This window comes from Thermotoga caldifontis AZM44c09, assembly GCF_000828655.1.
Classification (GTDB): domain Bacteria; phylum Thermotogota; class Thermotogae; order Thermotogales; family DSM-5069; genus Pseudothermotoga_A; species Pseudothermotoga_A caldifontis.
On the sequence record NZ_AP014509.1, the window covers coordinates 635,887 to 648,220 of the forward strand.

Annotated in this window: 11 protein-coding genes and 1 other RNA gene; 9 read left to right on the plus strand and 3 right to left on the minus strand. The window is 52.2% G+C overall.

All coding sequences use genetic code 11. The features are described from left to right. The 3 genes from TSP01S_RS03040 to TSP01S_RS03050 are packed head-to-tail and all read left to right on the plus strand — an operon-like array spanning nucleotide 1 to nucleotide 2,809. Entirely contained in the window at nucleotides 1-852 is an 852-nt protein-coding gene (locus tag TSP01S_RS03040) for an ABC transporter permease (protein ID WP_197538909.1), read from the plus strand. Between the two features lie 5 nt (nucleotides 853-857). Further along, entirely contained in the window at nucleotides 858-1,838 is a 981-nt protein-coding gene (locus TSP01S_RS03045) for an ABC transporter ATP-binding protein (protein ID WP_144380673.1), read from the plus strand. Continuing rightward, nucleotides 1,835-2,809 (plus strand): ABC transporter ATP-binding protein, encoded by a 975-nt coding sequence (locus TSP01S_RS03050; RefSeq protein ID WP_041076362.1) that lies wholly within the window; start codon nucleotides 1,835-1,837, stop codon nucleotides 2,807-2,809. Before TSP01S_RS03045 ends, TSP01S_RS03050 begins: the two co-directional genes overlap by 4 nt. 36 nt (nucleotides 2,810-2,845) lie before the next feature. Here the strand turns inward: TSP01S_RS03050 and ffs are convergent. Continuing rightward, an RNA gene (ffs, locus tag TSP01S_RS10150) (signal recognition particle sRNA large type) lies at nucleotides 2,846-3,110 on the minus strand. Nucleotides 3,111-3,184: 74 nt separating this feature from the next. On the opposite strand from ffs, the gene TSP01S_RS03055 reads away from it, so the two are divergent. Then, complete coding sequence (locus TSP01S_RS03055; protein ID WP_041076364.1) at nucleotides 3,185-3,715, plus strand: DUF996 domain-containing protein; 531 nt, start codon at nucleotides 3,185-3,187, stop codon at nucleotides 3,713-3,715. 44 nt (nucleotides 3,716-3,759) lie between these two features. Here the strand turns inward: TSP01S_RS03055 and TSP01S_RS03060 are convergent, their stop codons facing one another. Continuing rightward, nucleotides 3,760-5,085 carry an FAD-dependent protein gene (locus TSP01S_RS03060; protein ID WP_041078366.1) on the minus strand — a complete coding sequence of 442 codons (1,326 nt, stop codon included), beginning with the start codon at nucleotides 5,083-5,085 and terminating at the stop codon, nucleotides 3,760-3,762. Nucleotides 5,086-5,283: 198 nt separating this feature from the next. After that, nucleotides 5,284-6,906 carry a hypothetical protein gene (locus TSP01S_RS03065; protein WP_041076366.1) on the minus strand — a complete coding sequence of 541 codons (1,623 nt, stop codon included), beginning with the start codon at nucleotides 6,904-6,906 and terminating at the stop codon, nucleotides 5,284-5,286. A gap of 165 nt (nucleotides 6,907-7,071) precedes the next feature. On the opposite strand from TSP01S_RS03065, the gene TSP01S_RS03070 reads away from it, so the two are divergent. From TSP01S_RS03070 to TSP01S_RS03090, 5 genes are all read left to right on the plus strand, one after another. After that, nucleotides 7,072-9,699: a calcium-transporting P-type ATPase, PMR1-type gene (locus tag TSP01S_RS03070; RefSeq protein WP_041076368.1), complete on the plus strand. Its 2,628-nt coding sequence runs from the start codon at nucleotides 7,072-7,074 to the stop codon at nucleotides 9,697-9,699. 87 nt (nucleotides 9,700-9,786) lie between these two features. Further along, nucleotides 9,787-10,446 carry a flagellar basal body P-ring formation chaperone FlgA gene (gene flgA, locus TSP01S_RS03075; protein WP_041076370.1) on the plus strand — a complete coding sequence of 220 codons (660 nt, stop codon included), beginning with the start codon at nucleotides 9,787-9,789 and terminating at the stop codon, nucleotides 10,444-10,446. A gap of 4 nt (nucleotides 10,447-10,450) precedes the next feature. Further along, nucleotides 10,451-11,044, plus strand: coding sequence for a flagellar basal body L-ring protein FlgH (locus tag TSP01S_RS03080; RefSeq protein ID WP_041076372.1), 594 nt, complete (start codon nucleotides 10,451-10,453; stop codon nucleotides 11,042-11,044). Between the two features lie 19 nt (nucleotides 11,045-11,063). After that, nucleotides 11,064-12,047 (plus strand): flagellar basal body P-ring protein FlgI, encoded by a 984-nt coding sequence (locus tag TSP01S_RS03085; protein WP_041078368.1) that lies wholly within the window; start codon nucleotides 11,064-11,066, stop codon nucleotides 12,045-12,047. After that, nucleotides 12,048-12,326, plus strand: a complete 279-nt coding sequence (locus TSP01S_RS03090; protein WP_052463480.1) for a hypothetical protein — start codon at nucleotides 12,048-12,050, stop codon at nucleotides 12,324-12,326. Nucleotides 12,327-12,334: the final 8 nt, after the last annotated feature.

The window sequence follows — 12,334 nt, forward strand, 5'->3', positions numbered from 1 at the left end:
ATGAAGAGGAGAACATCCACCCTGATCATACTGAAGCGCATGGCGAGGAACAAGGGCGCGATCTTTGGTCTGTTCGTTGTCTTTCTCGTTGTTTTCATGGCGATCTTTGCGCCCATCGTTGCACCGCACGATCCTTACAAGCAAGACCTTCTGGTGAGTCTGGAACCACCATCTTTGAAACATCCTTTCGGTACGGACGTGTTCGGCAGAGACGTTTTGAGCAGGGTCATATACGGTGCGAGAACATCGCTTTCGATCTCTTCGCTCGCGGTTCTCATAGCCTTCGTGCTCGGTGCCATCGTCGGCACCATCGCAGGGTACTTCGGCGGTGTGCTGGATGAAATCTTGATGAGGATCCTCGACGTACTCATGGCGTTCCCAGACATACTCCTGGCGATCGCGATAGTTGCCGCGCTTGGTCCTGGAAAGATCAACCTCGTCGTTGCGATCGCCATATACTCTTTCCCGCAGTTCGCAAGGGTCATGCGTGCATCGGCGCTGACGATAAAAAACCTCGAGTACATCGAAGCGGCGAGAGCCGTAGGTGAATCGAACCTTTCGATAATGGTCAGATACGTTCTTCCCAACGCCCTGGCACCGTTGCTGGTTCAGGCAACGCTGAGGATGGCGACCGCCGTGCTCACCATCTCGGGCCTGAGTTTCCTCGGACTTGGAGTGAAACCGCCAGAAGCGGAATGGGGCACCGACCTTGCGATGGCAAGGGTTTACCTTGAGATAGCACCCCATCTGGGCATTTTCCCGGGACTGGCTCTGTTCCTGACTGTGCTCGGATTCAACCTCTTCGGTGATGGTTTGAACGATGCACTGAACCCTCGCTTGAAGGACAGGTGATGGGAATGAGGGAAATTCTGAGGATAGAGAATTTGAGACTCTATTTCGACACCGAGGAAGGAACGGTGAAGGCGCTGGAGGATGTGAATCTGACCGTGAACGAAGGAGAAATCGTTGGTGTGGTTGGCGAGACCGGAAGTGGCAAGTCCATAACTGCGATGAGCATACTCAAGCTCGTACCAACACCACCGGCGAGGTTGCTTTCTGGAAAGATATGGTTCGAGAAAGAAGAGATAAGTTCTTTCGATGAGGAGAGGATGAGGGAAATTCGCGGCAAGAAGATCGCCATGATCTTTCAAGAACCGATGACCTCGCTCAATCCCACCTTCACCGTTGGAGAGCAGCTGTGCGATGTGCTCATGACGCACGAGAAACTCGAAAAGAAAAAGGCGATCGAGAAGATACTTGAGGTGTTCAAGCTGGTGAGGATGCAAGATCCAGAAGCACTCCTGAACAAGTATCCACACCAGCTTTCGGGCGGAATGAGGCAGCGTGTGATGATCGCCATGGCACTGCTGTGCAATCCCAAATTGCTCATTGCGGACGAGGCGACCACCGCGCTCGACGTCACGATTCAGGCGCAGATCCTTGGCCTGATCAAGAGGATGAACGAACAGCTTAAATTGAGTGTCCTGATCATCACTCACAACTTCGGTATCGTCGCACAGATCTGTGACAGGGTCGCGGTGATGTACGCCGGTTACGTGGTGGAGATCGCTGATATAAAGGAGATATTCACACGTCCCATGCATCCATACACGCGGGGCCTGCTGAGCGCGATACCACCTGTGGGGAAAAAGGTGGAAAGGTTGAGAATCATAGAAGGGAGCGTGCCGAACCTCATCGATCCACCGACCGGCTGTCGTTTTCATCCCAGGTGCGAAAGGTTCATACAGGGTGTCTGCGACGTGGAGGCACCGAAGCTTGCAGGTGAAAGGCATTTGGTGGCGTGTTTCAATCCCTACAACGGTGGTGGTAACAGATGAAGGTTTTGAGGGTTGAAAGGCTCGTCAAGGACTTTTCCATCAAACTTGGGTTTTTCGGTGGCAGGCACTCGATAAGACCCATCAACGATGTTTCTTTCGAAATAGAAGAGGGCGAAACGCTCGGAGTTGTGGGAGAATCGGGCTGCGGAAAGACCACGCTCGGACGAACCGTGATAAGGTTGTACGAACCGAGCGGCGGGAAGATCTACTTCAACGACGTGGACATCACACACCTGAAGGAAAAAGAATTGAGACCACTCAGGAGGAACATGCAGATCGTTTTTCAGGATCCATTCTCTTCCCTCAATCCAAGAATGACTGTGTACGACATCCTCTCAAGGCCTCTGCGCATACACAGAATCGTACCGAGATCCGAGGAGAGGGACCTGATCGTCTCGACCCTTGAAAGTGTCGGACTCAAATCTGAGCATCTCGGGAGGTTTCCGCACGAATTTTCCGGGGGACAGAGACAGAGGATCGCCATAGCGAGGGCGATAATAACCAGACCGAAGTTCATCGTGCTGGACGAACCAACGAGTGCACTCGACGTTTCTGTTCAGGCACAAATCGCGAACCTGCTGAAGGAACTCAAAGAGAAGTTGAAGCTGACTTACCTCTTCATCTCACACGATCTCTCCATCATCCAGTTCTTGAGCGACAGGATCGCCGTGATGTACTTGGGCCAGATCGTCGAGATGGGGAGGACGGATTCCGTGATCGAAGATACGCTTCATCCTTACACAAAACTTCTGTTCAGTTCCATCCCCATCCCGGATCCGGAAAAGAGAATGAAGTTTTTGATCGATGTGAGCGAAGTTCCTTCGCTGGCCAACATCAACAGGGGCTGTCCCTTCTTCGACAGGTGCCCTTCAAGGTTGACGGAGTGTAAGGAATTCAGACCGAAACTGGTGAGCGTGAAGGAAGGTCATTCCGTGGCATGTTTCCTGTACCACAAAGAGGTCCACGGATGAGCGGCGTGAGCCGCTCTTCATCAACAAAAAATGGTGCCACGGACCCACCTTCGACAAGCCCAAACCGAGGCATAACTGAGCTTCCAGCTCCAGCCAGGCACCCCTGCGGCACACGGTGCTACCGCTTATGGCTGCTTCCTTCCGGACCTGACCAGGTTCACGGCGCACCGTTGCACAGGACCCGGCCTTCATCGCCTTCCGCTCAGCCTGTGTCTCGACATGGACCGCCTCCGGTGGGAATTCGGCCTCGCGTACGGCGGATTTCGAGTACAGGGGACCGCCAGCCCCCCGCCTACCGTGGCACCGAGTAGTATTATACATCAAGCATCGTGATTTAGAGTGGTATAATGAAATCAATCGAGGGGGGTGAAGGTTGTGAAACAGGCTGGTTTGCTGGCAGGTTTGGGACTGTTGTTCTCTTACCTTCTCGCCATGATACCCGCTGCGGGATGGGTTTTCGCGATCGTCGGAGTGGTGCTTTTCCTGGTTGGAGTCCATAAGATCTCACAGTTGACGGGGCAGAGAGAGATCTTCAACCTCTTTTTACTGCCCGTGATCCTCGGATTCGTGGGCATGGTGATGGGTTCTGTCATGGTGGTAGGAACCGTGATGGGTGGCATGATGAGGGGTGGAAGATTTGGCTTCTCCGCCCTCGGAGCCACCGCGATCATCCTTCTGGTTCTATCCATCGTGTTTTTGATCATCAGCTTGATGTCCTACATCAAGGCGTACAGGCTGCTCGCTGCGGTCACGAATATGAGCATATTCAACACCGTGGCGAACCTTTACAAGTGGGGTGCGATCCTTCTCATCGTCTTCGGTATCGGTGCGATACTGATGTTCGCGGGTGTCATAGTGGCCATGGTGGGGTTCTTCTCCATGGAAGAAAAACCTGTGGCGCAGTAGCGATTGATTCAGCTTTGTTTCAGAAAAATGGTCTCCTTCCAAGATCAGAGTTTGAGTGCCCTCATGTAGCCCATCGATGTGGCGTACTGGATCGATCTGGTCCAGCCACTGCAATCGCCTATCACGTGCAGATGTTCAACGACATCGTTGCAGAATTTGTTCGAGTAGAATTTGACTTCCACCGCGTAGAGTAAATTGTCAAAGTACGCAACACCCTTGATGACGCGATCCAGGTTCTCTATGAAATCAACGAGTGATTCTCTTATTTTCGATGGGAAGACCAGGTTCGCGTCTCCCAGTATGAAACTGTTCTCGTCGAGTGTTGGGTACACCCTTCCGAGGCGCTTGGTCCTTCTGTACTCTTTGAAGTCTCCGTAGGTTTGAAGGATGACCTTTTCCTTATCACCGGCGAGTATGTTCGCGAGCTTTGCAAGATTTTTTCCATACCCTGTCGGATCTTTGAAGGGTTCGGTGAACCTCGTGGTGACCAGAACGGCGAAGTTCGTGTTCTGAGTCTTGTGGTAGGTGTCGGAATAGCCGTTCACCGTCGTGAAATCTTCATACTTTTCCAGCGTCACCTTTCCTGCCGGGTTTTGACAGAAGAGCCTGCACACGTATCCAGTTCTTGTTTTGTAGCGTACCTTCACTTCGTACATGTCGAAGAAATCTTCCATCACGTGGTTGGGAAGCTCGTACCTGACACCTATATCCACGTAATAGTTTTCCTTCACGAGCTGGGGGTACTTCGCCTTGAGGCGGTCCATCAATCTGTGACCGCTCCTTCCGACGGCGATCACGAGTTCGTCGAATTCGAACTCACCTCTGCTCGTGATGATCCTGTGCTTCGAACCGAGTTCGACATCCTCAACGGTGGTGTCGAAGAGAAAATGCACGTTCTTGAAGGAAGAGAAGCGTTGAAACAGGTTGTTGTTCGTTTCCCTGAGCACGTCGGTGCCCAGATGGAAAAAGTAAGCCTTGATCGGTTCAAAACCGTGATCGTAGAACTTCCTGTAAGTTTCTTCGTCCGCGAACGATTCCCCGAACTCGATCCTCCTGCTATCCTTCTCGAAGGATTTCAAATACTCTATCGGATCGGTCCTGTCTTGGGTGGGCCTGTAACCGGAGTGGTTCAAATACAGCTCGACGATTCTGTACTGAACGTCCAGCGGTACATCCAGTTCACCGCCCATGCTCCTGCTGATGAAGATCTTCCCATCCATGCGCACGCCGGAAATGGTGTTGTGTGCGTGATCTTTCCCCTTTTCGAACACGAATATTTCGTAATCTTGGATCTTCTTCGACTCGATCAGTCCCTCCAGAAAACCGATCGCAGCCGCTCCAAAACCCACGATTCCGAGCTTCTTCACGATTCGGATCCCTCCACCGTGAGCCTGTGAAATTTCTCCAGTACAAGTGTACCTTAAGAAGGGAGAAGTCAAAATGCAAGCGGTCGGGCTGGGAAACGAAAAAACCTGGCCGCCAGCTTTCTGAGAAGGCTTTCGCTGAGATACCGACCAGGCCTGTCAAATGTTGCTCGAGAAACGCTAAGTTTCGTCGGTTTTCACGCTTCAGAACCTGTAAGTGCCGCTCGCGAGCGTCCAGGATTTTTCCCAGAAGGTGTACTCAACGCTTGGAATGTTGTCGCACAGATTTTTGAGCCAGCCGGACATCTGCACACCGCCAGAAGCGGTCAGCCCACCCGTTACGGAGTAACCAACCTGATTCTGTGTTCCCACCGAGGCCGACGTTTGTCCATTGATCCACGGAGTGAGCCTCAAGAATGGACCTGCGACGTAGTAAACGTAGGCAGCCAGCGTGAACGGTAATTTACCGGTTGCTTCAGCACCGATGTTTGCGTTCGCTTCGAAGTGCACTCCAGAGTAATTTGCAGAGTAACTCACGTTCTTGCTCCAGCCGTTCTGGTAGGTCACTCTGACTGAGGTGTTGAGTGTGTAAGTGGTCCAGATCTTGAAGCCGATCGAACCGTATATCTTTGCAGTCGCTTCAGCGTCCAGTTCGGCCACCAGTTGTAACACCACGGGCACACAGCTCACCCAGAAAGTCACGGTGCTCGTCCTCTTGAACAGATCATCCTTGGTCCACGATTTTTCGATACTTCCACCTGACGAAACTTCCAGCGACGGTGTGATAGACGGGCTGAGCGAAATGAGTGTTTCGAACTTGTCGAGCCTGTAGCTCCAGCTGAACCAGCCTGTCTTCACCCAGTGGTGGTTCCATGTCAGGGTGGCACTGAACTTCAACGTGACCGTGATCTTCGGTGTGACCGACAGAGTCTGGTAGGTGAAGGTGCACGAGAACAGCTCACCCGATGAAACACTGAAACTCCACGTATCGGAGAAATCGTCAGCGATCTTGTGTGGTACAGGTTTTGAAAGTTTTTCCGGTACCATCTCTTTGTTGGTGAAATGTATCGCGAAGGCTGTGTAGTCTCTCAGAGAATCGAGGACTTTGATGCTCGATTCCTTGTCGAGCAGGTTCTTCGGTGCCCCGCCGTTCGTAACTATGGTTTCCTTCAGGACAACCCCGCGCTCTGTACTTTCAAGTTGAGCCTTGTACGTCGTCCCACCGCCCATATCGACGTACCACGAACGAGGTTCTCCTTTGGTGAAGAACGTGTTTGCGAGTTTGAACTCGGAACCCTTTGGCAGGATGATTTCGACCTTCCGCTCTGTAACGAGCGTGTTCTTTTCAGATTGGAGAAACATCGATTCGAAGAACTTCCCATCGATCTCGTTTTCGAAGTACTTCGGCATCAACTTTTCAGCCATTTTTTCGTTTTCAAAACCTTTCCTGATGATCTGAAACGCTCCATCCACATACCTGACGATGCCGGGAACTTTCATCTTGATCGTCATCGTGATGCCCTTGGAATCTTCCGTGACACTGACATCGTTGAGACTGAACGTCGGAGTCGTACCGTAGAGAAAATAGTAATGTTTGCTGAGTTCCAGAACGAAGTTTTCGAATGCTGCTTTGTTCTGGCGAATGTTGTCGTAATGTTTCACGTAGACTTTGTAAAGATCGGATTGAGGTACGAACTCCGTTCTGGTGATGATCGCAGAACCGTCCGGAAGGACTTCGATGGTTTCATTGATCGATCTCGTGAACTGCGACGCTAAGAAGGTTATGGCCAGTATCAAAAACAATGCCACGAGAAGTTTCTTGTACATCCCTATCCCCCCTGGAGAATGTCGGTTGTCTAAATCATAGTACGCGGAGAATTAGAAAACGATTAGAGCCGCGAAGGGTCATGATGATAAGACAGCTTTTCGCAAAACTTTCGCAACCGAAGTTGTCTAAACTTTACTTGAGCAGCCTTCGGGGGTGATGATGCGTTGAAAGAGTTTTACAGACTCAGTGTGGAAGAAGTGTGTCGCGAGCTCGGTGTGGATCCTCAGAAAGGCCTTTCCAGTGAAGAGGCTAAGAAGAGGTTGGAGCAGTACGGACCAAACGAGCTCGCCGAGAGAAAGAGGCGAACAGTCCTTCAGATGTTTCTCTCGCAGTTCACGGACTTTCTCATCATCATTCTCCTCGCCGCGGCGGGTATATCCATCGTTGTTGGAGAAGCGGTGGATGCCATACTGATCATGATCATCGTCGTTCTGAACGCCACGCTCAGTACTATACAGGAAGCCAAAGCCGAAAAATCTTTGCAGTTGCTCAAGAAGATGGCCGCACCGAGTGCGCGTGTTTTGAGAGACGGCATCGTTCAGACGGTTCCTTCTCGCGAGATCGTACCCGGGGATGTGGTCATCCTTGAAGCGGGAAACTACGTTCCTGCCGACGGCAGGTTGATCGAATCGGTGAACCTCTCCGTCAGTGAAGCCGCACTTACAGGAGAATCTCAGCCTGTGGAGAAGTCCACCGAGGCCATAGACGAACCAAACCTGCCCATAGGTGATCGAACGAACATGGTCTATTCCGGCACGATCGTGAGCAGAGGCCGTGGCAGAGCCATCGTGACGGCCACTGGGAACGAGACTGAGATCGGAAAGATCGCAAAGATGTTAACGGAGATGGAGGAGGAAGAGACGCCGCTTCAAAAGAATCTCGAAAAGCTTGGAAAACAGATAGGCCTGATCGTTCTGATCATATGTGCGATCGTGTTCGCAGTTGGAATACTCGAAGGGAATCCCATTCTGGAAATGTTCCTCACAGCGGTGAGTCTCGCGGTTGCGGCGGTGCCGGAAGGTCTGCCGGCGGTCGTGACGATCGTGCTCGCCTTAGGCATGTACAACATGGTCAAAAGACATGTGATCATCAGAAGGCTGCAGGCTGTTGAGGCACTCGGTTCAGTCAACGTGATCTGTTCAGACAAGACGGGCACGCTCACCAAGAACGAGATGACGGTGGTGAGGTATTACCTTCATCCGGAGAACTGGCTGAAACACGAACCGTCCAACCAGATTCCCGACGCTTTGAAAGAAGCGCTCATGGGCGCCGCACTGTGTAACGATGCCTTCGTGGCGTTCAAAGACAGTACGAAGGCAACTTCCGGTGATCCGACCGAGATCGCGCTGGCTCTCGCCGCGTGGGACTTCGGGTTGAGGAAGCCGGAACTGGAAGAAAGAATGCCGCGCGTTCACGAAATACCGTTCGATTCGGATAGAAAAATGATGACGACCGTTCACAGGAAAGAAAACACCTTCGTCTCGTACACGAAAGGCGCCCCCGATGTTGTGCTTTCGAGATGCTCCAGGTACGTTTCGCCTTCAGGAGAGCTACGAAAGATGACGGAAAAAGACAGAGAACAGATCCTGCAGACCAACCAGCAGATGGCGCAGGACGGTTTACGTGTACTCGCTGTGGCTTACAAAAACGTTGAAGAAGGTCGATACGAAAACCTCGAACAGGACATGATCTTTCTCGCGCTGATAGGCATGATCGATCCTCCAAGGCCCGAAGTGAGAGACGCGCTCGAAAAGTGTAAGACCGCAGGTATAAAGGTCATCATGATCACGGGTGATCACAAAGCGACCGCACAGACCATAGCGAGGGAAATCGGCATACTCGATTCGGCCGGCAAGACGCTCACCGGAAGCGAGCTCATAGAGATGGACGTCGACGACCTGGCCGAAGTGGTTGAGGACGTCAAGGTCTATGCGAGAGTTTCCCCAAGCGACAAATTGAAGATCGTTGAGGCGCTCAAGAAGAAGGGTAAGATCGTGGCCATGACGGGCGATGGTGTCAACGATGCGCCGGCACTGAAGAGGGCGGACATAGGCGTGGCGATGGGCATCACCGGCACCGATGTTTCAAAAGATGCCGCGGACATGGTGTTGACGGACGACAACTTCGCGAGCATCGTGGCTGCCGTGGAAGAAGGCAGGAAGATCTTCGACAACATAAGAAAGGTCGTTTGTTATCTGCTTTCCTGCAACATCAGCGAGGTCGCGACCATATTCATCTCGATCCTGCTCCGATTACCACTGCCTCTGATACCGGTGCAGATACTCTGGATGAACCTGGTCACGGATGGACTTCCCGCACTCGCGCTGGGTGTCGAGCCGGCAGAACCTGATGTGATGACGAGACCTCCAAGGGATCCGAAGGAAGGCATCATGAGCAGAGACGTGATAAAAAAGATTTTCATCGGTGGACTTCTGCTCTCTGTTTTGACCCTCTTCGTGTACGGCTGGGCACTGATGGAACACGACGAAATAAGGCTTCTCAGAACGATGGTTTTCTTCACTCTGTGCACGGGTCAGATGTTCCACGCCTTCAACTCCAAATCTCTGAAGCACTCTCTGTTCAGAGTGGGTATAGGGAACAACCCGCGCCTGATCCTGGCGAACGTCGTGTCCTTCCTGCTGCTGCTCGCGGTGATATACGTTCCAGGCTTGCAGAACGTCTTCGGCACCACCACCCTCGCGGGGCACCAGCTTCTGGTGAGCCTGATCGCAGCGTTCATGATCGTTCCCCTGTTCGAACTCGTCAAGTGGTTCGATAGGAGAAAAGCTTAAAAAGATCGCCCGGTCGAAAGACCGGGTTTTTTTATGATCCTCGAGGATAATCCGGATCGTTCGTAGAAATAGTTAATCGGTGAAGGCATGAAAGGAATTCTGACGGTCTTGCTACTGCTGTTCACAGTTTTCACCTTCACTAACGATCTGTTCTTTGGGGCGATAGAGAAATTCGCCAGGGAGAATTTTGGGCCAGAGGCCACGATCGTTTCGCTTCAGGTCAAAAGTTCACCGGGTGAATTCGATGGAGTCGAGTTGATCTCGCACAGCCGTTCCAGAAGCCTGTTCAGTTTTCTCTTCAAAGCCTTCAAAGAAAAAAAGTTCTGTGGTTATGCACGAATTCAGGCCGAGATCGCGGTTTTCAGGGAAGTGATCGTCGCGGCAAGAACGATCAAGTCTGGTGAACTACTGAACGAGGAGGATGTGCAGTTACAGAGGGTGAACCTGCTGGATCTGAACGTGGAACACTGTTCGGAGTTGAGTCAAGTTGTCGGGAAAATCGCGCGCAGGATGTTCAGAAAGGATGAAGCGATCGATGCGAGGTATCTGTTGAGACCGCCGGACGTCAGGGCTGGCCAGTTACTCACCGCGGTGGTTCAGATCGGTTCGGTCTTTGCGACCGCACAGGTGCGCGCGATGAAGGATGCCTACGTTGGTGAGAGAATTCAGGTGAGGAACGTTTCCAGTGGTGCGTTGATAGAAGGTCTGCTGCAGAGAGATCTGACAGTTCTGGTGATCGGAGGTTGATAGTATGAGGAAGACTTTTCTGCTCGCACTCGTCATGTTTGCAGGCATTCTGTGTGCCACCTCGCTGTGGAACAGTTCGAGCAACCCTCAGTTCAGATACATCATCTCAGACAGAAAAGCGAGCCGTGTTGGTGACATCGTCACGATCGTGGTGCGCGAAAACCCACAGTTCAGCACCTCGACGAGTACAGAATCCTTGGAGAAGGCCCTCATGAATCTGCTCACGGGCACCGTGAAGAACATCACCAACTTCGATTTATCGAAGTTCATACCCATAAACAACAACACGAACGTCGACAAGAGTACGAAGACGAGCACGAACGTTATCATGACCATGTCGGCCGTGGTGGTGGCGATAGAGAATGGAAATCTGGTCATCGAAGGGAGCCGGCAGCTCAAGGTGGGTAACCAGCTCAGCGAGGTGATCATCAGAGGAACGGTGAGACCGGACGACATCGCCGCGAACAACACGGTGGATTCTTCCAAGATCGCCAACTGCCAGATATGGGTCAACGGTCAGCTCGTCTTCAGGCAGAAACCTGACGAACAGTCGTGGCTCGATCTGTTCCTCTCCACGATCGCCCGGTTCCTGCTGTGAGGTGGTCTGTGTGAAGAAAATGCTGTTCTTGATGATGATAGTTTTAACTGTCGCGATTTTCGCATCGGCGCGGATCAAAGACATCGCTAAGTTCAGAGGCGTCAGGGACAACCAGCTCTTCGGTATAGGTATCGTCGTGGGGTTGAACGGCACGGGAGATTCTGGCAAGATAAATTCCACCGTGCTGAGCAACATCGCAAAAACGCTCGGAGTGACGATGAATCCGGAGGATTTGAAAACGAGAAACAGCGCCATGGTGATGGTCGTGGCGGACATCCCTCCATTCTTCAAAGAAGGTATGAGGCTCGACGTGGTCGTCGCATCCATAGGCGATGCGAAGTCCCTCGAAGGTGGCATCCTGCTCCAGACACCGCTGTTCGGTGCGGACGGTAATGTGTACGCGGTGGCGCAGGGCAGTGTGAGCACGGGCGGAGCGGAGGTGAAGGTCTCGGCGAACCTGCAATCCAAGTACAAGGTTGTCGGCTTCATTCCGGCGGGTGCCATAGTCGAACGGGAGATACCTTTCGAGTTCGCCCAGTCCAGCACGGTGACGCTTTTGTTGAACCGGCCAGATTTCACAACCGCGGCGAGGGTCGCGCAGGCGATAAACACCACCTTCGACAGGAAGATCGCCAAAGCGATCGATGCTTCCACCATAAAGATAGATGTGCCTTCAGCGTTTGAAGACGATGTGATATCTTTCTTAGCGCTCGTGGAGGAGATCGAGGTTTCCGTCGATGCGCCAGCAAAGGTTGTTGTCAACGAGAAAACGGGGACCATCGTGTTCGGTGGTAACGTGAAGGTGCTCGATTTCACGTTGTCCTACGGAGTTTTCAACGTGACGATCAGGAATGGAAAGCTGGCCGAAAACGGGACGGAAGCCACGGTTGGTGCACTCGTTTCAGCTCTGAAGAGTCTCGGTGCCACACCACAGGACATCATCGCGATACTGCAATCCATGCACAAGGCTGGCGTGCTGCTCGCAGACTTGGTGGTGATGTGAATGGTTGGACCAGTTCCTTCGATCGGCAAAAGTTCAGACAAACTTTGGAACGCGTGTGCAGATTTCACCGCGACGATCTTTTACGATGTGCTCAAGAGGATGTACCAGTCGATTCCAAAATCCAGCCTGTTCAGGCGAACACTCGCAGAGGACTGGTTCATGAACATGACCCTCTACGAGTATTCGAGGATGGCCACGAGGCAGGAACTCTCTTCTCTCACGAACCTGATTTACGAGGCGCTGGCAAAGAAAGCGTACAAGAACAATCTTTCAATGTGAGGTGATCG

Bases quoted from the DNA above. Each gene is read 5' to 3' on its own strand.
- TSP01S_RS03040 (WP_197538909.1), top strand. From the start codon at position 1: ATGAAGAGGAGAACATCCACCCTGATCATACTGAAGCGCATGGCGAGG.
- TSP01S_RS03045 (WP_144380673.1), top strand. From the start codon at position 858: ATGAGGGAAATTCTGAGGATAGAGAATTTGAGACTCTATTTCGACACC.
- TSP01S_RS03050 (WP_041076362.1), top strand. From the start codon at position 1,835: ATGAAGGTTTTGAGGGTTGAAAGGCTCGTCAAGGACTTTTCCATCAAA.
- TSP01S_RS03065 (WP_041076366.1), bottom strand. From the start codon at position 6,906: ATGTACAAGAAACTTCTCGTGGCATTGTTTTTGATACTGGCCATAACC.
- flgA (WP_041076370.1), top strand. From the start codon at position 9,787: ATGAAAGGAATTCTGACGGTCTTGCTACTGCTGTTCACAGTTTTCACC.
- TSP01S_RS03080 (WP_041076372.1), top strand. From the start codon at position 10,451: ATGAGGAAGACTTTTCTGCTCGCACTCGTCATGTTTGCAGGCATTCTG.
- TSP01S_RS03085 (WP_041078368.1), top strand. From the start codon at position 11,064: ATGCTGTTCTTGATGATGATAGTTTTAACTGTCGCGATTTTCGCATCG.
- TSP01S_RS03090 (WP_052463480.1), top strand. From the start codon at position 12,048: ATGGTTGGACCAGTTCCTTCGATCGGCAAAAGTTCAGACAAACTTTGG.